24 protein-coding genes are annotated in these 20654 nt (G+C 61.0%); 12 read left to right on the forward strand and 12 right to left on the reverse strand.

Annotation, left to right across the window (positions count from 1 at the left end; all coding sequences use genetic code 11):
* Nucleotides 1-3: 3 nt before the first annotated feature.
* The 10 genes from J0663_RS07715 to J0663_RS07760 all read right to left on the reverse strand — a co-directional run bounded on the left by J0663_RS07715 (nucleotide 4) and on the right by J0663_RS07760 (nucleotide 8635).
* Nucleotides 4-657, reverse strand: a complete 654-nt coding sequence (locus J0663_RS07715) for a methionine ABC transporter permease (protein WP_207243837.1) — start codon at nucleotides 655-657, stop codon at nucleotides 4-6.
* Nucleotides 638-1765, reverse strand: coding sequence for a methionine ABC transporter ATP-binding protein (locus J0663_RS07720; RefSeq protein WP_259666140.1), 1128 nt, complete (start codon nucleotides 1763-1765; stop codon nucleotides 638-640). The genes J0663_RS07715 and J0663_RS07720 overlap by 20 nt, the downstream gene beginning before the upstream one ends.
* On the reverse strand, nucleotides 1762-2574 hold the full coding sequence (locus J0663_RS07725) for a MetQ/NlpA family ABC transporter substrate-binding protein (RefSeq protein WP_207243839.1): 813 nt from the start codon (nucleotides 2572-2574) through the stop codon (nucleotides 1762-1764). The genes J0663_RS07720 and J0663_RS07725 overlap by 4 nt, the downstream gene beginning before the upstream one ends.
* Nucleotides 2575-2919: 345 nt before the next feature.
* The gene (locus tag J0663_RS07730; protein WP_207243840.1) at nucleotides 2920-3078 is read right to left on the reverse strand and encodes a hypothetical protein; all 159 of its coding nucleotides are present in this window, start codon (nucleotides 3076-3078) and stop codon (nucleotides 2920-2922) included.
* Between the two features lie 173 nt (nucleotides 3079-3251).
* Nucleotides 3252-3839, reverse strand: a complete 588-nt coding sequence (locus J0663_RS07735) for a DUF2585 domain-containing protein (protein ID WP_207243841.1) — start codon at nucleotides 3837-3839, stop codon at nucleotides 3252-3254.
* The gene (locus J0663_RS07740) at nucleotides 3836-4480 is read right to left on the reverse strand and encodes a septation protein A (RefSeq protein ID WP_207243842.1); all 645 of its coding nucleotides are present in this window, start codon (nucleotides 4478-4480) and stop codon (nucleotides 3836-3838) included. Before J0663_RS07740 ends, J0663_RS07735 begins: the two co-directional genes overlap by 4 nt.
* A gap of 79 nt (nucleotides 4481-4559) precedes the next feature.
* Nucleotides 4560-6134: a signal recognition particle-docking protein FtsY gene (gene ftsY, locus J0663_RS07745; RefSeq protein ID WP_207243843.1), complete on the reverse strand. Its 1575-nt coding sequence runs from the start codon at nucleotides 6132-6134 to the stop codon at nucleotides 4560-4562.
* Between the two features lie 16 nt (nucleotides 6135-6150).
* Nucleotides 6151-7422: a tRNA (N(6)-L-threonylcarbamoyladenosine(37)-C(2))-methylthiotransferase MtaB gene (mtaB, locus tag J0663_RS07750; RefSeq protein WP_207243844.1), complete on the reverse strand. Its 1272-nt coding sequence runs from the start codon at nucleotides 7420-7422 to the stop codon at nucleotides 6151-6153.
* Nucleotides 7419-8324 carry a diaminopimelate epimerase gene (gene dapF, locus J0663_RS07755; RefSeq protein WP_207243845.1) on the reverse strand — a complete coding sequence of 302 codons (906 nt, stop codon included), beginning with the start codon at nucleotides 8322-8324 and terminating at the stop codon, nucleotides 7419-7421. The genes mtaB and dapF overlap by 4 nt, the downstream gene beginning before the upstream one ends.
* A gap of 107 nt (nucleotides 8325-8431) precedes the next feature.
* Nucleotides 8432-8635, reverse strand: a complete 204-nt coding sequence (locus tag J0663_RS07760; RefSeq protein WP_207243846.1) for a hypothetical protein — start codon at nucleotides 8633-8635, stop codon at nucleotides 8432-8434.
* A 412-nt stretch (nucleotides 8636-9047) separates the two neighbouring features.
* On the opposite strand from J0663_RS07760, the gene ffh reads away from it, so the two are divergent.
* From ffh to J0663_RS07810, 10 genes are all read left to right on the forward strand, one after another.
* The gene (ffh, locus tag J0663_RS07765) at nucleotides 9048-10625 is read left to right on the forward strand and encodes a signal recognition particle protein (protein WP_207243847.1); all 1578 of its coding nucleotides are present in this window, start codon (nucleotides 9048-9050) and stop codon (nucleotides 10623-10625) included.
* A gap of 16 nt (nucleotides 10626-10641) precedes the next feature.
* Entirely contained in the window at nucleotides 10642-10962 is a 321-nt protein-coding gene (locus J0663_RS07770) for a chorismate mutase (RefSeq protein ID WP_207243848.1), read from the forward strand.
* A gap of 48 nt (nucleotides 10963-11010) precedes the next feature.
* Entirely contained in the window at nucleotides 11011-11382 is a 372-nt protein-coding gene (gene rpsP, locus J0663_RS07775; protein ID WP_207243849.1) for a 30S ribosomal protein S16, read from the forward strand.
* A gap of 116 nt (nucleotides 11383-11498) precedes the next feature.
* Entirely contained in the window at nucleotides 11499-12062 is a 564-nt protein-coding gene (rimM, locus tag J0663_RS07780; RefSeq protein WP_207243850.1) for a ribosome maturation factor RimM, read from the forward strand.
* A gap of 4 nt (nucleotides 12063-12066) precedes the next feature.
* Nucleotides 12067-12771 carry a tRNA (guanosine(37)-N1)-methyltransferase TrmD gene (trmD, locus tag J0663_RS07785; RefSeq protein ID WP_207243851.1) on the forward strand — a complete coding sequence of 235 codons (705 nt, stop codon included), beginning with the start codon at nucleotides 12067-12069 and terminating at the stop codon, nucleotides 12769-12771.
* Nucleotides 12772-13082: 311 nt separating this feature from the next.
* On the forward strand, nucleotides 13083-13625 hold the full coding sequence (gene rplS, locus J0663_RS07790; protein WP_207243852.1) for a 50S ribosomal protein L19: 543 nt from the start codon (nucleotides 13083-13085) through the stop codon (nucleotides 13623-13625).
* Between the two features lie 139 nt (nucleotides 13626-13764).
* On the forward strand, nucleotides 13765-14562 hold the full coding sequence (locus J0663_RS07795) for a basic amino acid ABC transporter substrate-binding protein (RefSeq protein WP_207243853.1): 798 nt from the start codon (nucleotides 13765-13767) through the stop codon (nucleotides 14560-14562).
* 18 nt (nucleotides 14563-14580) lie between these two features.
* The gene (locus J0663_RS07800; protein WP_207243854.1) at nucleotides 14581-15399 is read left to right on the forward strand and encodes an amino acid ABC transporter permease; all 819 of its coding nucleotides are present in this window, start codon (nucleotides 14581-14583) and stop codon (nucleotides 15397-15399) included.
* Nucleotides 15400-15671: 272 nt separating this feature from the next.
* Nucleotides 15672-17081 (forward strand): 3-isopropylmalate dehydratase large subunit, encoded by a 1410-nt coding sequence (leuC, locus tag J0663_RS07805; protein WP_207243855.1) that lies wholly within the window; start codon nucleotides 15672-15674, stop codon nucleotides 17079-17081.
* Between the two features lie 259 nt (nucleotides 17082-17340).
* The gene (locus J0663_RS07810) at nucleotides 17341-17688 is read left to right on the forward strand and encodes a cell surface protein (protein WP_207243856.1); all 348 of its coding nucleotides are present in this window, start codon (nucleotides 17341-17343) and stop codon (nucleotides 17686-17688) included.
* A gap of 35 nt (nucleotides 17689-17723) precedes the next feature.
* Here J0663_RS07810 and J0663_RS07815 read toward each other — a convergent pair whose 3' ends face one another.
* The gene (locus J0663_RS07815; RefSeq protein WP_207243857.1) at nucleotides 17724-18554 is read right to left on the reverse strand and encodes an aldo/keto reductase; all 831 of its coding nucleotides are present in this window, start codon (nucleotides 18552-18554) and stop codon (nucleotides 17724-17726) included.
* Between the two features lie 133 nt (nucleotides 18555-18687).
* Nucleotides 18688-19209 carry a L,D-transpeptidase family protein gene (locus J0663_RS07820; RefSeq protein WP_207243858.1) on the reverse strand — a complete coding sequence of 174 codons (522 nt, stop codon included), beginning with the start codon at nucleotides 19207-19209 and terminating at the stop codon, nucleotides 18688-18690.
* A 168-nt stretch (nucleotides 19210-19377) separates the two neighbouring features.
* Here J0663_RS07820 and J0663_RS07825 point away from each other — a divergent pair, with 168 nt between their 5' ends.
* Together J0663_RS07825 and J0663_RS07830 are read left to right on the forward strand one after the other, a co-directional pair.
* Entirely contained in the window at nucleotides 19378-20061 is a 684-nt protein-coding gene (locus J0663_RS07825) for a response regulator transcription factor (RefSeq protein ID WP_207243859.1), read from the forward strand.
* A gap of 115 nt (nucleotides 20062-20176) precedes the next feature.
* Nucleotides 20177-20632: a cyclic nucleotide-binding domain-containing protein gene (locus J0663_RS07830; protein WP_207243860.1), complete on the forward strand. Its 456-nt coding sequence runs from the start codon at nucleotides 20177-20179 to the stop codon at nucleotides 20630-20632.
* Nucleotides 20633-20654 lie beyond the last annotated feature (22 nt).

Below are 20654 nucleotides of genomic sequence, written 5' to 3' on the forward strand. Positions count from 1 at the left end.
ACCTCATCGTGCCTTCAGGCGGCGTACGACAGCGTCACCGCCAAGCTGTACGACACAGACCAAGGCAATGAGCACGGCGATTACCGCCACCATAACGGTCGTGTCAAAACGCTGATACCCGTACCGGATTGCCATATCACCGAGGCCTCCTGCACCCACGGCACCTGCCATCGCTGAGGCACCGATCATGCTGACGACGGTAATCGTGAAGCCGCCAACGATTCCAGGAAGCGCCTCCGGAAGCAGGACGTGCCTGACGATATGCCATCTCCTGCAACCGATGGCCTGCGCTGCCTCAATAAGCCCGCCATCGACCTCGCGCAGGCTGACTTCCGCGATTCTAGCGAAGAACGGCGTCGCACTTATTGAAAGTGGCACGACCGCGGCCCACACCCCGATTGTGGTTCCGGTAATCAACCGTGTGAGGGGTAACAGCGCGACGAGCAACACGATGAATGGTGTTGCTCTAAAACCGTTGATGACTGCCGCCAAGGATCGTTGGGCATAGGGAGCCTTTATGAGCCCGCCTGGGGCAGCCAGAACGAGGAAGACTGCAAGCGGGATACCGGCGGCGAGCGCGATCAGAGCCGACGTGCCAACCATAAGAACGGTGTCCAGCAGCGCCTGCCAGAGGCGCTCATACATCATCGCGGACATAGCCGAGTATCCTTACGTTATCTGCAAGTCCCTCGAATCTGGAGAGAGCGACTTGATCGTCTGCGTTAGTAGTCAAGAGCATCCGGCCGTACGCGTGTCCTTGGATCCGGTCCACCATGCTCTGAACGATCTGCACCCCTGAGCCGACGACCCTCGCCAACTCCTGAAGTTTGATACCCTCACGCCCATTGCCCCCGTAGGTGAGTTCAATGAGCGCCCGCTGGTGAAAATGCTCGCGCGCAGAGGTCAACCGGTCCGCGATATCGCGCGGAATACCAGGTTCCAGCGGCTTGAGCAGTGCCTTTGTGGCCGCATGGGCGGGCTTGCTGAAAATCTCCCAGGTCTTGCCAGCCTCGGCAACCTGGCCGCCTTCGAGCACAACCACATCATCACAGATCTCACGCACGACGCTCATCTCGTGCGTGATCAGCAGGATTGTGATGCCGAGCGAGCGATTGATGTCTTTAAGCAATTCGAGAATCGAGAGCGTGGTCTCCGGGTCGAGCGCGGAGGTCGCCTCGTCGCAAAGAAGAATTTCGGGTCGGTTCACCAGCGCCCTCGCGATCCCTACCCTCTGTTTCTGCCCACCTGACAAACGCGAGGGATAGGCGTCCTGCTTCCCTTCGAGGCCGACAAGCCGCAAAACATCAGAAACGCGCTCGTCAATTTCGAGCTTGGGCACACCCGCCACTATCAGAGGGAGCGCGACATTGCCCCAGACGGTTTTAGCCGACAGCAAATTGAAGTGTTGAAAGATCATTCCGACCCGGCGTCGGAATGTCACGAGGTCGTCGTCACTTAGCGACCGGACGTCAACCCCGTCTACGACGACGCTGCCCTCGGTCGCGGTCTCCAGCCGGTTCACAGTGCGGAGCAGGCTCGATTTCCCTGCTCCGCTGCGACCAATGATGCCGAAGATCGAGCCTCGTGCGACATCTATCGTGATGCCTTTGAGAGCGTGGATGGAGCCCTTGTGTGTATCATAGGTCTTTCCCACGCCGTCGAACGAGACGGCGATTGCCCGGGCGGGATTGGGCGACAAACCTTCACCGCTTTCCCGCGAAGTTGCCTCGATCGGCTCGACCCTGCTGACGGAGATGACGGTCAATTCGTTGCCACCCACGGCAGCGTGTAGAGCTTGGTGTCGGACGCGAACGCCTTGTTGATCGCATCCTTCACAGCCTGCGAATTCTGGTAAAGAGTGACCAACTCCTTGATGGCCGGATCCTCCACACGGTCGGACTTCACGGCGAAAATGATCGCGAACTGCTTGTCGTCGACACCTGAGTAGAGGAGGCCCGAACTCGGATCGAACGCCTTGGAGGCGACGATAAAGTGAGGATACCCCTGAGCCAGATCAACATCGCCAGTGACGCGCGCAAGCTGGGGACCCTCGACTTCGGTGAAACTCAGGTTCTTTGGATTCTCAGTGATGTCGTCAAGCGATCCCTTGAACCCAACGCCGTCCTTGAGCTTGAGCAGGCCGGCGCGCTGGAGGAGTAGAAGTCCGCGGCCCTGGTTAACCGGGTCGTTCGCTATGGCGACCTTGCCGTTTTCGGGGATATCTTCGAACTTCTTGTACTTGAGCGAGTACAGCCCGATGTTAGCAAGCACGCCGATGCCTGCGCTCTTGAAATCATAGCCACGTTCCCTGGTAGCATTGTCGAGGAACGGCTGGTGCTGAAAGTAGTTGACGTCGATGTCGCCGGATTGAAGCGCGATATTCGGAGTCGTCCAATCGCTGAACTCGACCACTTCGAGATCGAGCCCTTTGGCCTTCGCCTCCGGGATCAAGGCTTCAATCGAGTCCGCGTACACGCCAGGAACAACGCCGACCTTCAAGGAGGCCGCCGTTGCGGGCAATGAGAAGGACAGCGCGGCCACAGCCACAAGCAATGTTCTAAGCGTAAGCTTCATCAGTTTGACCCCTTGTTTTGGAGGAATCAACGTATTGTCTGTTAATTTGATAGACAAAGATGATTTTTGCGAGATGGCTTTCGCTTCGAGAAAATTTTCGCAATCCAAAGCCATCGATTCATAGCGGACGCTTGCGGTCGCGGACGGGAAGCCCCAAGGGCGGTCAGGGCAATTACTACGCCGCGGCCTGGAGATTTGCGTCCGGCTGCAAAAAATCGGCTTTTTGCGGGGACCGCTGCCCTAAATTATGCAGCCATCGCTGGTTCGTCCGGCATGGTCGCATGCCTGCCGATCGCCGTGATCGCATCCGAACCAAACTGCACAACTAGAGCCAGTGGCTTCGCCTCAGGTTGCCGCGATCTGGCAGGCCCTTTGCGTGGAGACCGTCAAGGCTTCGGCCAAGGATTCCCTCGACACCGCAGCCGCGATCGACCGCGTCGTCTGCCCGGCGCTCAATCGGGCCCGCGCCCGCTCGCGAAGATCTTCGGAATAGGGTTGCGTCATCCATGCCGGTCATCCTTTCCCGGCACGAACAGTGAATCACACCTCAGCTGATTGCGAATCCCCGGTTCCGGAAAAATTGCAGCACGCCCCAGACCTTATTGGAGGAGCGAGGCGATGCCCCAGATTTGACCCTCCCACCTGTGGGAAGGGTTGGGGAGGGGACTTTTTTGACCCTAAACTCCGCCCTGCCAAACCTTGATCGCCTCGACCGGCCAGATCAGCATCAGCACATTGAGTGTCAGGTTGTCACGGATCATATAGCCGGTGAAAATCTCGAAGAAGATGGCGATCGCCACCGTCAGCGCCACCGGCGCGCGCCAGGCGAAGAAGAAGCCGAGGCACATGAAGACGGTATCCATCGCCGAATTCAGAATGCTGTCGCCGTAATAATCGAGCGCGATCGTCGCCGTGCGGTAACGGTCGATGATGAGGGGCGAATTCTCGAGCAGTTCCCAGGCGGATTCGATGACGAGCGCCAGCAGCAGCCTTGCCGCCAGCGGCTTGCCGCGCAGGACCAGGTGAGCGAGCCCGAAGAACAGGAAGCCGTGAATGATGTGAGAGGGTGTGTACCAATCCGACAGATGCTGCGAGTTGCCGCTGGTATTGACCCCTCCTTCCCACAGCTTGACATAGCCGCAGGCGCAGATCGGCACGCGGCCCATCAGATATTCGGCGACAATCTGGGCGACCAGCACCGCAACGCAGGCGACGAACCAGAAGCTCTGGTGTCTCACTCGATATTCGGAGTCCGCAGCGCTCACTTCTCGCCGTCCGTTTCCAGGTTGATGCTATGCTTCAGCACCAGCGGCATCTGTGCCAGCGTGAAGATGATGGTGATCGGCATCGTGCCCCAGACCTTGAAGGCGACCCAGCTATCGTCGGAAAAATTGCGCCAGACGACTTCATTCAGCACCGCGAGGAAGAGAAAGAACACGCCCCAGCGGATGGTAAGCTTGCGCCATCCGACGGCATCGAGCTGGAAGGCGGCATTGAAGACATAGCCAAGCAGCGACCTGCCGAAGGCAAGTCCGCCGAGCAGCGCCACGCCGAAGAGAGTGTTGACGATGGTCGGCTTCATCTTGATGAAGGTCTCGTTCTGCAGCCAGATCGACAGCGAGCCGAAGATGACGACGACGATGCCGGAGACAAAGGGCATGATCGGCAGATGGCCGAGCACGATCTTCGACACGACCAGCGAAAGGACCGTCGCCGCCATGAACAGGGCGGTTGCGACGAACAGCGGGCCGCCGAGCTCCGCGAGGGCAGGAAATCTTTCCACCAGCCATTGGCCGCGCAGGTTGGCGAAGAAGAAGATCATCAGCGGCCCGAGTTCCAGCGCCAGCTTTAGCATCGGATGATGGCGGTCGGCCGCACTCGGGGTGATATCGCTTTCGGTGGTCATGCGTTCTTCAAACCTGCTATTCCTGAAAACCTGTTTTCCCGCCCGTCCCTTGCAGGCTTTCGGCGGCATATCTGTGGCATCATTGTCCAAGTCCGGCAATGGCATGGGCGAAATCCTCGGCCTCGAACGGCTCCAGATCGTCGACACCCTCGCCGACACCGATGAAATAGACCGGCAGCTTGTGCTTGGCGGAGATCGCAACGAGAATGCCGCCCCGCGCCGTGCCATCGAGCTTGGTCATGATCAGCCCGTTGACACCCGCGACATTGCGGAAGATCTCGACCTGGCTCAGCGCATTCTGCCCGGTCGTGGCGTCGAGCGTCTGCAACACGGTATGCGGTGCGTCGGGATCGAGCTTGCCAAGCACGCGCACGATCTTCTCGAGCTCGGCCATCAGCTCAGCCTTGTTCTGCAAGCGGCCGGCGGTATCGACGATCAGCACGTCGCATTTTTTCGCCTTCGCCTGTTCGAAGGCGTCATAGGCAAGGCCGGCGGCATCGGCGCCGAGCTTGGTGCCGATGAATTCGGAATTGGTCCGCTCGGCCCAGATCTTCAGCTGCTCGATCGCCGCCGCACGGAACGTATCGCCGGCAGCCAGCATCACCTTCAGCCCGGCTCCGGAAAGCTTCGCCGCCAGCTTGCCGATCGTCGTCGTCTTGCCGGTGCCGTTGACGCCGACGACGAGGATGACATGCGGCTTGTGCGAGAGATCGAGCTGCAGCGGCTTGGCGACCGGCTTCAGCACCTTGGCGATTTCGGAGGCCATGATCCGGCTGACATCCTCGCCGGTGACGTCCTTGCCGTAGCGCTCGGAAGCGAGCGTATCGGTGACGCGCAGCGCGGTTTCGACGCCGAGATCGGCCTGGATCAGCAGGTCTTCGAGATCCTGCAGCGTCTCGTCATCGAGCTTGCGCTTGGTGAAGAGCGCGGTGATCTGGCCAGTGAGCTGCGAGGAGGTGCGCGCCAGGCCGTTGCGCAGGCGCTGGAACCAGCTGAGCTTCGGCTGCGGGGCGACGGCTTCGGGCTCGGCGACCTTCGGACCGGTGGCGAAACCTTTGGGAAGGATGGGAGAGCCGGTCTCCGCTTCTGCCGTGAGGCCATCCCCCTCTGCCCTGCCGGGCATCTCCCCCACAAGGGGGGAGATTGGCTGAGAGGACGAACCCAGCCCTGCGTTTTCCGTAGTCGGAATCTCTTGCGCAAGCTTTTCGACGACGTCTTCGAGGTCATCCGGCTGTTCCGGCGCGTTGGGCTCCAAAAGATCTCCCCCCTTGTGGGGGAGATGTCCCGGAGAGACAGAGGGGGATATTTCCGCAACGATTTCGACGGGCGCCGGGATCTCGGACTGCACCTCGGCTGCCGCCTCAGCTTCCAGCAATGACAGCGGCACGACGCCCATATCACTTAATTGGTCGGCGGCGGGCAGGATTGCGGATTCGACATCATCTTCAGCAACAGGTGCCTCCACCTCACCTGCACCGACATCCGCCGCCGGCCCGCCGGCTGTATCCATCTCTTCGGCCAGCACCGGATCTTCCGCAACCGGCAGATCCTCATCGCGCGAGCGCGGCTCGAGCTCCTTTTCCACGGACTCAGGCACGGGCTCTTCAGCCGGCTTGCCGAAGGTGAAGACCTTTTTGATGAAACTGAGCGCCATGAAGATTCCGTGAAAGTCAGGCCGCTGCGGCCGTCAATTGCATGTCGAGATGCTTGCCATTGTGGCCGGTGATCGTGGCCGGTACAAGTTCGCCGGGACGAAGGCCGGCGGCTGCGACCAGCGTGAAGTTTTCCGTATGCGCCAAGCCGTTGTTTTCGACAAGCAGCCATTGCCGCGTCCCGACCATTTGATCGAGATGGGATTGATGCAGCCCCTGTCCAGTGGCGCGCAGCCGCGCGGCGCGATCCTTGACGAGCGATCGGTCGAGCTGCGGCATCCGTGCTGCCGGCGTGCCGGGACGCGGGCTGTAAGGGAAGACATGCAGATGCGCGATGCCGGCCTGTTCGGCGAGCCGCACGGCATTGGCAAACATCTCTTCCGTTTCGGTGGGAAAACCAGCGATCATATCGGCACCGAAACTCATTTCGGGGCGGAGCCGGCGCGCCTCCTCGATGAAACGCAGCGCATCGGCGCGTGAGTGCCGGCGCTTCATGCGCTTCAGGATCATGTCGTCGCCATGCTGCAGCGACAGATGCAGATGCGGCATGAAGCGGGGCTCATCGGCGATGAGGTCCATCAGATGGGCGTCGGCCTCGATGCTGTCGATCGAGGAAAGTCTGAGGCGGCGGATATCGGGAAGCTGCTTCAGCAGCGTCTTCGCCAGAAGACCGAGCGTCGGCGTACCGGGCAGGTCACCGCCATAGCTGGTGGCATCGACCCCGGTCAGCACGATTTCGCAATAGCCGCTATCGACGAGCTTGCGGGCCTGGTCGACGACTGCGCCCATCGGCACGGAGCGGGAATTGCCGCGGCCATAGGGGATGATGCAGAAGGTGCAGCGGTGATCGCAGCCGTTCTGCACCTGGATGAAGGCGCGCACGTGGCCGTCAATATGCCTGACCATCTGCGGCGCCGTCGCCTTGACGCTCATGATATCGTTGACGCGGAGCTTCTCCTCGGCCGAAACGCCGAAATCCGGCAGGCTGCGATAGGAAGCACTCGCGAGCTTTTCTTCGTTGCCGAGCACCGCATCGACTTCGGCCATGGCGGCAAAAGTCTCTTTTTCCGTCTGCGCGGCGCAGCCGGTGACGATGATGCGGGCATGCGGATTGTCGCGCCGCGCCCGGCGAATCGCCTGGCGGGCTTGGCGCACCGCTTCACCGGTCACCGCACAGGTATTGACCAGAATGGCGTTGTTGAGCCCGGCCTTTTCGGCCTGCGCCTTCATCACTTCGGATTCATATGTGTTGAGGCGGCAGCCGAAGGTAATGACCTCGATGCCGCTCACTGCGCCCCGGCCTCCCGGCTATCGTCGCGCGACCAGAGGCCGGTCGACGGATCGAGCCGGCCCGACCACTCCCATTCGGCGGGACCGGTCATGATGACGTGACCATCGCGCTCGCGCCACTCGATCGAAAGTGTCGCCGGCGGCTTGGCGCTCGCCACATTGATCGTCACCTTGCGACCGGTGCGGCCGGTGCGCGCGGCACTGACGGCGGCCGAACAGGCGGCCGAGCCGCAGGCGAGCGTCAGACCCGCGCCGCGCTCCCAGGTGCGCGTCGTCAATGAGGTCGGCGATGTCACCTGCGCCAGCGTGATATTGGCGCGCTCGGGAAACATCGGATGGTTTTCCAGCAGCGGCCCGAAACGGGCGAGATCGTAGGACATCACATCCTTGTCCACCCAGAAGATCGCATGCGGATTGCCCATCGACATGGCGGATGGCGAATGCAGCACGGGATTGTCGATCGGGCCGATCTGCAGCTCGATGCGGCTGGTATCGTGGAATTCTTCCGCCAGCGGAATCTTGTCCCAATCGAAGACCGGCCGGCCCATATCGACGGAAATTGTTCCGTCCTCGTGCTCGACGGCGTTCAGGATTCCGGCGACCGTCTGGAAGGTGAAAGCCTTCCGGCCGGTCTCGGCGGCAAGGGCCTGCACGACGCAGCGCGTGCCGTTGCCGCAGGCCTGCGCCTTCGAGCCGTCGGAGTTCAGAATATCGATGAAAGCATCGGTGCCGTCGGCCTTCGGATCATGAATGGCCATGATCTGGTCGAACTCGGTCTGCGGATCGGCATTGAGCGCGACCGCCGCCGCAGGCGTCACCTTGTCCGGCCGCCCTCGCATGTCGACGACCAGGATCTTGTTGCCAAGCCCGTTCATCCTCGCGAATTCGACCGTTACGCTCATCGTATCATTCCGTCTGTGTTTCCGCTGTATATGGCGGAAATACGAGGGAATTACCAGTGGGTGAGTGCCATGCAGACGTTCCAGCCGGGTCGATGCCAGTTCGGCTTCTACCGCTGCGTGCCGTCCGAACTGAAAGATGCCGAATGCGCCTCGACGATAGCGGCGGTGATGACCTTTCTCAGCTCGTAGACCAGCGAGCGGGACCGTTTGCGATCCAGATCCTGTGCCGCCTTTGCAAGACTAAGGCCTTCGTTGAGAACAATATGATGGGCCCGTGCCAGTGCCCAACTTTCAATATCAGGATTGATCATTCGATATCTTCGCCGGATGACCCGGCATCAAGGATATTCACGAATCATTTTACAGGGATGCACATAAGTAGAAAGTAGAATCATAAGTGGAATATTTTGCAACTGGCCTTTATAGCGAACTTAGACGGCCAGGCGGAATTTTAACCGCGGCGCCCATGCCGAAGGCCCGCCATGCGGCCATCTGCCCGCATTCGCCTTGACTTTCCCGCCGCTTTCCTGTTTATCGCGCCCAATCCGCGACGAGCCGCATGACTCCGAGCCGCCGACCGGGACTTCATGATCCCGGAGGTCAACACCCGACAGCGCGATGCGCCCTCGGGTGCTTTTTGGCTTTGCGTCTTGTTTTCGTCAAGGAAAAGAACGACGTTTCCGGGCATATCGAACCCGCCCGAAACGTATCAAGGAAGAGCCGATGTTTGAAAACCTCCAGGACCGTCTTGGATCCATTCTGAATGGACTGACAGGCCGTGGCGCGCTTTCGGAAGCCGATGTTTCCGCGGCGCTGCGCGAGGTTCGCCGCGCGTTGCTGGAGGCCGACGTCGCGCTCGACGTCGTGCGTTCCTTCACCGACCGCGTGCGTGAAAAAGCCGTCGGCGCCGAGATCCTGAAGTCGATCAAGCCCGGCCAGATGGTCGTCAAGATCGTGCATGACGAACTGATCGAGATGCTGGGCGGCGAAGGCGTCGGTATCGACCTGCATGCCCCGGCCCCGGTCGTGGTCATGATGGTCGGCCTGCAGGGCTCGGGCAAGACGACGACGACCGCCAAGATCGCCAATCGCCTGTCGGCGCGCGATAAGAAGAAGGTGCTGATGGCGTCGCTCGACACGCGCCGTCCGGCAGCCCAGGAGCAGCTTCGCCAGCTCGGCGCACAGACCAATATCGACACGCTTCCGATCATCGCGGGCCAGTCGCCGACCGATATCGCAGCCCGCGCCGTGCAGGCGGCCAGGCTCGGCGGCCATGACGTCGTCATCCTCGATACCGCCGGCCGCACCCATATCGACGAGCCCTTGATGGTCGAGATGGCCGACATCAAGAAGCGCTCGAACCCGCATGAAATCCTGCTGGTCGCCGATAGCCTCACCGGCCAGGACGCCGTCAACCTCGCCCGCAACTTCGACGAACGTGTCGGCATCACCGGCCTCGTGCTGACCCGTATGGACGGCGACGGGCGCGGCGGTGCGGCCCTTTCGATGCGCGCCGTCACCGGCAAGCCGATCAAGCTGATCGGCGTCGGCGAGAAGATGAGCGAGCTCGAGGAATTCCATCCCCGCCGCATCGCCGACCGCATCCTCGGCATGGGTGACATCGTCTCGCTCGTCGAGCGCGCGGCCGAAAACATCGACGCCGAGAAGGCGGCTGCCATGGCCGCCAAGATGGCCAAGGGCAAGTTCGATCTCGACGACCTCGCCGACCAGCTGCGCCAGATGCAGAAGATGGGCGGCATGGGCGGCATCATGGGCATGATGCCCGGCATGGCCGGCATGAAGGACAAGATGGCCGCAGCCGGCCTCGACGACAAGCTTTTCGGCCGCCAGATCGCCATCATCCAGTCGATGACCAAGGCCGAGCGCGCCAATCCCGACCTGCTCAAGCATTCGCGCAAGAAGCGCATCGCCGCCGGTTCCGGCACCGATGCCGCCGCCATCAACAAGCTTTTAAAGATGCACCGCCAGATGGCGGACATGATGAAAATGATGGGCGGCAAGGGCAAAGGCGGCCTGATGAAGCAGATGATGGGCGGCCTTGCCGGCAAGATGGGGCTTGGCGGCGGCATGGGTGGCGGCATGCCCGATCTCTCGAATATCGACCCCCGTCAGCTCGAAGCGCTGCAGAAGCAGGCGGAAGCGGCGGGACTTGGAAAGCCGGGTGGGGGTATGCCCGGTCTCGGCGGCCTGCCGGGTGGTTTGCCGGGCCTCGGCGGGGCGAAGCTGCCGGGCCTTGGCGGTGGTTTCCCGGGATTGCCCGGATTGCCGAAGAAGAAGTGAAAGGATCGCTTGCCCCATGATTGATCCAAACGTCAAAGCCCAGCTCACGAGCTATCGTCAGTCGATCGACAATATCGATGCCGCTCTCGTGCACATGCTGGCCGAACGCTTCCGCTGCACCAAAGAGGTCGGCGTGCTGAAGGCCAAATACAATCTGCCGCCGGCCGACCCGGCGCGCGAGGAATACCAGATCGAACGCCTTCGCCAGCTGGCGAAAGCCGCCAATCTGGACCCGGATTTCGCCGAGAAGTTCCTGAACTTCGTTATCAAGGAAGTCATCCGGCATCATGAGCAGATCGCTGCGGACCACGCTGAGCAGAACGCCGCAGCCCGATAACCCTACCGCCTCACGAAGCGGTCAAGAAAAGCCTAAGGAGTAAAGAACATGGCACTGAAAATTCGTCTCGCCCGCGGTGGCTCCAAGAAGCGTCCGTACTACCACGTCGTTCTCGCCGATGCGCGCAGCCCGCGTGACGGCCGCTTCCTCGAAAACCTCGGCTCCTGGAACCCGATGCTCGCCAAGGATGACGAGAAGCGCGTTCAGCTGAACGGCGAGCGCATCAAGCACTGGCTCGACAACGGCGCCCAGCCGACCGACCGCGTTCTGCGCTTCCTCGACGAAGCCGGCATTGCCAAGCGCGAAGCCAAGAACAATCCGGTCAAGGCAAAGCCCGGCAAGCGCGCTCAGGAACGCGCCGCCGAAAAGGCCCAGAAGGTCGCCGACGCCGCCGCTGCTGCTGCAGACGCCGCGGAATAATCGGAACCTTCCCTTATCAAGCGGGCGGCATGGCGACATGCCGCCCGTTTTCGTTTCCAATCGCCCGCACTTCGTTTTATGAGAGGCCTGTCTTTCGGCTTCACATGAAGGAACCCATGACAAAGCTTGAAAACCCCGTTCTGATGGCGACGATCGGCGGCGCGCAGGGCCTGCGCGGTGAAGTGCGTGCCAAGGCCTATACCGCCGATCCGACCGCCCTCGGCGACTACGGCAAGCTGCACAGCATGGACGGACGCAGCTTCGAAGTCCTCGAGATCCGCGAGATGAAGAATATGGTCGCCGTCCGCTTCCGCGGCATCAACGACCGCAATGCCGCTGAAGCGCTGAATGGGTTGGAACTCTATATCGAGCGCGAGAACCTGCCGGACGAGGAATTGGAGGACGACGAGTTCTACTATGCCGATCTGGAAGGGCTGGAAGCGCGCGACGACAAGGGGGTCAGCTACGGCACGGTTACCGGCGTTTTCGATTTCGGCGCTGGCGATCTCCTGGAGCTCAAAGGCCCCGGCAAGCGCCCGGTGCTTATCCCCTTCTCGGAAGCCTCGGTGTTGGAGATCGACCTCGAAGCCGGCACGTTACTGATCGATCCGCTTGCGGCGGGATTGATCGATGATCCCGAGCCTCCAAAGTTCACGCCGAACAAGGCGAAGAAGAAGTGACGCCATGGCCTTCCGGGCGAGCGTACTGACACTCTATCCGGAGATGTTTCCGGGACATCTGGGCTTCTCGCTCGCCGCCAAGGCGATGGAGCGGGGGCAATGGTCGCTGGACACAGTCCAGATTCGCGATTTCGCAACCGACAAGCACCGAACCGTCGATGACACCCCGGCTGGCGGAGGCGCCGGCATGGTGCTGAAGCCCGACATTCTCGCCCGCGCGATCGACAGCGCCTCGGAAAACGACACGCGGCCGCGCCTGCTGATGAGCCCGCGCGGGCGGCCGTTGACGCAGGAGCGTGTACGCGAGCTTGCATCGGGCGAGGGCGTCATCATCGTCTGTGGCCGTTTTGAGGGCGTCGACCAGCGCGTCATTGAGGCGCGCGGGCTGGAAGAAGTCTCGATCGGCGACTACGTGCTATCGGGCGGCGAACCAGCTGCATTGATCCTGCTCGACGCGATCATCCGCATCCTGCCCGGCGTCATGGGCAACGATCTCTCGGGCCTGCATGAAAGCTTCGAAGGCGGACTGCTGGAACATCCCCATTACACCCGGCCGCAGGAGTGGGAAGGCCGAGAAATCCCGTCGATCCTCACCTCGGGCAACCATGGTGCCATCGAGAAATGGCGTCATCAGGAGGCAGTGCGGCTGACCCGCGAGCGGCGCCCGGATCTGCTGGAAAAGGCCAACGCATCGACCCGAAAAACGTAATCGATGTTCGGAAAGTACGATGCGTGGATTCAAAGTGTTACAGCGTCCTTTCGCGCATCGAAAAGATGCGCGGCGCTGTAAAGCTGAGAAAAACAGCTGATTCCGCCGGCCCTTTCACAAAAATGTCGTGCGAGGGATGACAAGCTGCAGGCTTTGGTGTATTGGCGCACGCGGAAATGGGGTTAGCCCCGTCTGCCAGCAAACAAAGAATGGCGAATCCGCTCCCGCCCGCAAGGGCAAAATCCTGAGGCTAACCCAAGGGATCAGTGTCGAGCGCTCTGGCTGTTTCAGAAGAACCAAAGGTTAAGACGATGAACATCATTCAGCAGCTTGAGGCCGAACAGGCCGCCAAGATCGAAGCCAAGCGCACCCTCCCCGAATTCTCCCCGGGCGACACCGTCCGCGTCAACGTGAAGGTCACGGAAGGGAACCGTACCCGCGTTCAGGCCTATGAAGGCGTCTGCATCGCCCGGTCCGGCGGCGGCCTGCAGGAAAACTTCACGGTTCGCAAGATTTCCTATGGCGAAGGCGTCGAGCGCGTATTCCCGGTTTACTCGCCGCTGATCGAAAGCGTCGACGTCGTTCGCCGCGGTAAGGTTCGTCGCGCCAAGCTCTATTACCTCCGTGATCGTCGCGGCAAGTCGGCTCGTATCGTTGAAGACACCGGCGTTCGCGCCCGCAAGCTCAACGACGCCGAGCGCGCCGCCATCGCCGAGGAAAAGGCACGCATCGAAGCCGAGAAGGTTGCAGCCGCCCAGGCGCTCGCCGCCGAAAAGGCAGCAGCAGAAGCTGCCGAAGCCAAGGCCGCTGCTGAAGCAGCCGCCGCAGCCGAGGCCGAGAAGGCCGCAGAATAAGATCTGCGCAAAATTCTGTTTCTGGAAAGGCGGTCTTCGGGCCGCCTTTTTCTATTTTTTGCGCTTGCGCATGACCGGCGGCCTTGCCTTCGGCAGGTCATCCATGACAATTTTCGCCGTTCAATTTTGGAGCCGTTCTATGTTGTTTCGCCGCACCGTTCTCGCAAGCTTCGCCGCCCTTATGCTTGCACCTATAGCCGTATCGGCTGCCGAACTGCCCGATCTCGGCGGCAAGAGCGTCGTCGTCGTCACCGAGAATGCCTATCCGCCGCTGCAATTCGTCGACCCGAAGTCCGGCAAGGCGATCGGCTGGGAATATGACGCGATGAACGAGATTGCCAAGCGGCTGAATTTCAAGGTCGAATACCAGAACACCAGCTGGGACGCGATGATCCAGGCAGTGTCCGACGGTCAGTACAACATCGGCATGACTGGCATCACCATCAAGGATGACCGCAAGCAAAAGGTCGATTTCTCCGACCCTTACATGCGCTCGCAACAGTTCATGCTGGTGCGCGGTGACGAGAAGCGCTTCACCGACGCAAAATCCTTCGGCGAATTCAAGGATGGCCTGATCGGCGCTCAGCCCGGCACCTCGCCCTTCTACACTGCCGTCTATGAAATCCTCGACGGTAACGAACAGAACCCGCGCATCAAGCTTTTCGAAACCTTTGGCGCCACCGTGCAGGCGCTGAAGACCGGCGACGTCGATCTCGTCCTCACCGACAGCGTCGCTGCCAAGGGCTATGTCGATTCCTCGAATGGCGGGCTGAAGGTGGTTGGCGAACCGCTCGGCACCGAGGACTTCGGTTTCATCTTCCCGAAGGGCTCCGATCTCGTCGCTCCCATCAATGCGGCCATCGCCGCGCTCAAGGCCGACGGCACATTCGACGCACTGAACAAGAAATGGTTCCTCGACTACAAGATGGGCGAATAATCCGCCGAGCGATCGCAGATGGCGCCACAACCATCCCCGCGACACGAGAGGGACGACCGTCCCTGGTGGCTTGCCGTCCTTGTCCTGATCGGCATCGTTCTCGCTGTCGTCATCATCACCAACGACATTTACACCCAGGTCTTCCGAACAGTGGTGAATGGCGTCGGCGTCACCGTATTTGTGACGCTCGTCGCCTTTGCGCTGGCAACGGTGCTTGGGCTCGGCATCGCGCTGCTCGGCTTGGCGGACAGCATCGTGCTGCGCCAGATTGCCCGCTTCTACATCGAAATCATCCGGGGCATCCCGATGCTGGTGCTGCTCTTCTATGTCGCCTTTGTCGGCGCGCCGGGTCTTGTTGCGGCCTATAACGTGGCTATCACGCCCTTGGTGAAGGCCGGGATCGCCGAACCGATCGTCGTGCGAGACCTGTCGCTGATGTGGCGCGCCATTATCGCGCTGATGATCGGCTATTCCTCCTTCATTGCCGAGATCTTCCGCGCCGGTTTCCAGTCGGTCGATATCGGCCAGATCGAGGCGGCCAAATCGCTCGGTCTGTCGCGCTACCGCCGCTTCCGGCTCGTCGTCTTCCCCCAGGCGATCCGGGTTATCCTCCCGCCGCTCTCCAACGACTTCGTGTCGATGGTGAAGGATTCCTCCCTCGTCTCCGTTCTCGGGGTGGCCGACATTACGCAGATGGGCAAGGTCTATGCCTCCGGCTCCTTTCGATTCTTCGAAACCTATTCGATCGTCACCTATGTCTATCTGATCCTGACAATCGGCCTGTCTCTGGCACTGCGGCGGATCGAGAAGAAGATGAAGCAGATGCCGCGCCGCTGAACGACTGCGTCCATTCGGATGCGGAAAGGACGCGCCTCACGATTCGAATTGCCGTTTCGATCGAAAATCGCTATATCCAGCGCCATGGAATCCAAGTTCAGTTGCATTGGCGCGCATGTTTTCGTGCTGCAGGATCATTATCGCCTGCCGGCGCGGTTTTTTGCGTGCGTGTCCGGTGCGCTCAACAGCCGACTTCGTTGATCGAATGACGGCCGGCGGAGCCTGATCCGCTTTTTCCGATTTTCCAAAGTATCCAAAACGGACTTACCGCCATGAGCGCACCGCGTACCCTCTACGACAAGATCTGGGACGACCACCTGGTCGACGAACAGGCAGACGGCACCTGTCTTCTCTACATCGACCGTCACCTGGTCCACGAAGTCACCTCGCCGCAGGCCTTCGAGGGCCTGCGCATGTCCGGCCGCAAGGTCCGTGCCCCGGAAAAGACGCTGGCCGTCGTCGACCATAACGTTCCGACTTCGGCCGACCGCCATCTCGGCATCAAGAATGAGGAAAGCCGCATCCAGGTCGAGCAGCTTGCCAAGAACGCCGCCGAGTTCAACGTCGAATATTATTCCGAGAACGATAAGCGCCAGGGCATCGTCCACATCATCGGGCCGGAACAGGGCTTCACCCTGCCAGGCATGACGATCGTCTGCGGCGACAGCCACACCTCCACCCACGGCGCTTTCGGCTCCCTCGCTCATGGGATCGGCACGTCCGAGGTCGAGCACGTTCTCGCCACCCAGACACTGATCCAGAAGAAGGCAAAGAACATGCTGGTGCAGGTCGACGGCCAGCTGCCGGCAGGCGTTACCGCCAAGGATATCGTTCTTGCCATCATCGGCGAGATCGGCACTGCGGGGGGCACCGGCTACGTCATCGAATATGCCGGCGAAGCAATCCGCGCGCTGTCGATGGAAGGCCGCATGACGATCTGCAACATGTCGATCGAAGGCGGCGCCCGCGCCGGCCTGATCGCTCCCGACGAAACTACCTTCGAATATATCAAGGGCAAGCCGCGCGCGCCGAAGGGCGAAGCGCTGGAACAGGCAATCGCCTATTGGAAGACGCTGAAATCTGACGAAGGCGCTCATTTCGACCGTGTCGTCAAGCTGAACGCCGCCGAACTGCCGCCGATCGTCTCCTGGGGGTCCTCGCCGGAGGACGTCGTCTCCGTTCAGGGCATCGTGCCGAACCCGGACGAAATTCCGGACGAAACGAAACGTGCCTCCAAGTGGCGAGCGCTGGATTACATGGGCCTGAAGCCGGGCACGAAGATGACCGACATCACCGTCGACCGTGTCTTCATCGGCTCCTGCACCAATGGCCGCATCGAGGATTTGCGCGCCGCTGCCAAGGTGGTTGAAGGCAAGACCGTCGCCTCGACCGTCAGCGCGATGATCGTCCCGGGCTCCGGCCTCGTCAAGGAACAGGCGGAAGCCGAAGGCCTCGACAAGATCTTCAAGGCCGCTGGCTTCGACTGGCGTGAGCCGGGCTGCTCCATGTGCCTTGCCATGAACGACGACCGCCTGAAGCCGGGCGAGCGCTGCGCCTCGACCTCGAACCGCAATTTCGAAGGCCGCCAGGGCTTCAAGGGCCGCACGCATCTCGTCTCGCCGGCGATGGCCGCCGCCGCCGCGATCGCCGGGCACTTCGTCGATATCCGCGAGTGGAACTGATCCGTCATCCGACGGAAGAGAGAAAAAGCCGCCCGATGCGCTGTTGATGCATCGGGCGGTTTTCTTTTCATCGCACCGCTGCTTCGTCTCCGATCGCTGTGATTGAGCAGATGAACCCGTTTGTGAATGGCCCGCATTCCCAATTTCATCCATTCGGGCAATCGACATCGGACAACGCCTGTGGCCTCATCAATATGGGCGCAACACGCGACAGGTACCGTTCCGGCTTCGGCGAACACCGCGCCATTGGGGGATGGCCATGAGGCAGAAAATCGTCCGGAGTGTACTGCAAGCCAGCCTGATCATATTTGCGTCACAGCCATCGATCGACGCCGCCGTCGCCGGACCGATCCATCCAGCAATACCGCCGGTCACGGCCTCTTCCGGCCTGCTGTATCAGGTGGCGCAAAGCAAGATACCGTCTCTCAACGGATACCGCGGATATGAGAGCGCCCGGCCCGGATATATCAAGAGCTCGAACGGTTACTGGTATCCCGCGGCCGCCTTCGGCGAGTATACCGGCTCGATCGGCCGGCGGCAGCCCCTGAACAAGACCTGCGGCTACGGCTTTGCTCCGACCAACGGATCGTCAAACTGCAACTACTGACGAAAGGCCGCCATACCGTCACCGCGCTATGGCGGTCAGAAAGCCGCCGTCATCGGATCCGGCCCCATGCGAGCACCGGCACTGTCGAGCTTGGCGATCGCGGACATGTCATCGGCATCGAGCTTGAAGTCGAATACCTGGAAGTTCTCTTCGATGCGCGATGGCGTGACTGATTTCGGGATGACGACGAGGCCGGTATCGATGTGCCAGCGGATGATGGTCTGGGCCGGCGTCTTGCCATGCTTCCTGGCGATCTGGCCGATGACAGGGTTCGAGATGAACTGGCCCTGGCCGAGCGGGCTCCAGGATTCGGTGACGATGTTCAACTTCTTGTGTGCCTCCTGCGCCGCCTTCTGCTGAAAGTCGGGATGCAGTTCGATCTGGTTGATGACGGGAACGACGCCCGTCTCGCCGATAATGCGTTCGAGATGCTCGGGATAGAAGTTCGACACGCCGATCGAGCGGGCCCGGCCCTCTTCCCGGATGCGCACGAAGGCCTTCCAGGTCTCGGTGTAAAGGCCGCGATGCGGCGACGGCCAGTGAACCAGATAAAGGTCGACATAGTCGGAGCCGAGTTTCTTCAGGCTGCCGTCGAAGGCCCGCAGCGTATTGTCGTAGCCTTGGTCGGTGTTCCTGAGTTTGGTCGTGACAAAGATATCCTTGCGGTCGAGACCGGACGAGCGGATGCCTTCGCCGACGCCCTCCTCGTTGTCGTAGCCGGAAGCGGTATCGATGTGGCGATAACCGGCGGCAATGGCCGTGCGCACGGTTGGCGCAGCGATCTCCTGCGGCGTCTGCCAGACGCCAAGGCCGACCTGCGGAATGGAATGTCCGTCATGGAAAGTGATGATGGGTTGAGCGGTCACAATATCTCTCCGGGAGTTTGAAGAATTGGACGAGGCATGGATTGCGCCCGCAAATCCGCAGACGTCCCGGAACGCATTTCAGCCTGAGCGTTCGGTCACCGAGAGCATATAGGCGGCCGCATCCTGAAGACAATCAGAGCACGCGGACAATCGTTCCCTTTCGAAGGTGAGGCAGAAGGCGGCGCATGTCCCTGAGGCTTACCGCCACGCAGCCGGCCGTCGGCTCGTAGCCCGGCCGAATGAGATGGAAGAAGATCGCCGAGCCGCGATTGCGCGCCCGCGAGGAGATATTCCAGTCCATCACCAGGCAGATATCGTATAGCCCGTCGCTGCGCCTCATCTCCTCATGGCTTGGACCGAACGGCGCCCTGACGAGGCTGTTGTAGCTGGCGTTGTCGGGCTGGTCGCACCAAAGCATGTCGGCGCGGATGCGCCGCAGGGCAAGCCCAGTCGCGAGACGGCCGTTCCGCTCGCCGCGCCGAAAACCCGATATCAGCTTCATCGACGCGATCGGCGTTGCGCCGTCGCCCTCACGTTTCATGATGGTGCGGCCGGAGCGGCCGATCGCGGCCGGCACGGTGATCGCACCGAGCCGGACGATCGCGCGGCTCTTCTTCCCCGGCGCCGGGCGCACCACAATCGTGGACGGTCTCATCCCCCGGCTCTGCCTTGCTTTTTCCATTTTTCTCGCATGTCTTGCATTGCTAGAGGTCCTAATTGAAATCATATGAAAACCTGCCCGGCAACAACCCCGCCGGCCGATCCTTGCCAAAGCTGCAATTTGGCGTAGGACTAAGGGACTTAACTTTGAGGACGCAACGGCATGACCGCACGCACCATTCTTCTGGTGGATGATGACGAGGACCTTCGCCAGACCCTGACGGAGCAATTGTCGCTTTATGAGGAATTCACGGTTCTGCAGGAAGCCAACGCCGGCAAGGGTGTAGCGACCGCCCGCTCGACGCCGGTCGACCTGCTGATCATGGATGTCGGCCTGCCTGACATGGACGGCCGTGAAGCGGTGAAGCTCCTGCGCAAGGGCGGCTTCAAAGCGCCGATCATCATGCTGACCGGCCACGATACCGATTCCGACACAATTCTCGGCCTCGAAGCCGGCGCCAACGACTATGTCACTAAGCCTTTCCGCTTTGCCGTGCTGCTCGCGCGCATCCGCGTGCAGCTGCGCCAGCATGAGCAGAGCGAGGACGCGACTTTCACCGTCGGCCCCTATCTCTTCAAGCCGAGCCAGAAACTGCTCACCACCGACAACGGCCAGAAGATCCGTCTGACGGAAAAGGAAGCGGCCATCATCCGCTATCTCTATCGTGCCGAACAGAAGGTGGTTACCCGCGACGTTCTTCTCGAAGAGGTCTGGGGTTACAATTCTGGCGTCACGACACACACGCTGGAAACCCACGTCTACCGCCTGCGCCAGAAGATCGAGCGCGATCCCTCCAATGCCGAAATTCTCGTCACGGAAAACGGCGGCTATAAGATCGTACCCTAGAGCATTTCCGTTTTCCCTCGAATCACGGAATGCTCTATCTCTGTGTTTTCACGCAATTCCGGACCCAAGGCCCTTACGCATTTTTGCTGGAATTGCCCTAAGGCGAAAAGCCCGCATGGCGCTGACCGACGACATTCATCTGCTTTCGCAGCTTCCACTGTTCAAAGACATGAGCGAGGATCAGTTGCGGCTGATCGCCTTCGGCGCCGACCGGCGTATGATCGCTGCCGGCCAGATGCTGTTTCGCCAGGGCTCACCGGCCGAAAGCGCCTATGTCGTCTTGAGCGGCAGCCTCGAACTGAGCACGACGAGCAGCGACGGCATGCAGCGGACAGGGGGGGTAGCCGGTCCCGGAACGCTGATTTCGGAGCTGGCGCTGGTCACGCTGGTGGAACGCAAGTTCACCGCGATCGCGCGCGAGGACACCAGCATCATCCGCATCACACGCGCCCTCTTCCATCGGCTGCTGGAGGAATATCCCGATGCGGCGCGGTTGATCGAGAACCGCATCCGCGACAATCTCGCCGAACTCGCGGCCAAGGCCGCAAGCCAGTTTTACCGATTCAGCTGAACCACCCGGCCCACAACAAATA

The sequence above is a fragment of the Rhizobium lentis genome, from assembly GCF_017352135.1.
Classification (GTDB): Bacteria; Pseudomonadota; Alphaproteobacteria; order Rhizobiales; family Rhizobiaceae; genus Rhizobium; species Rhizobium lentis.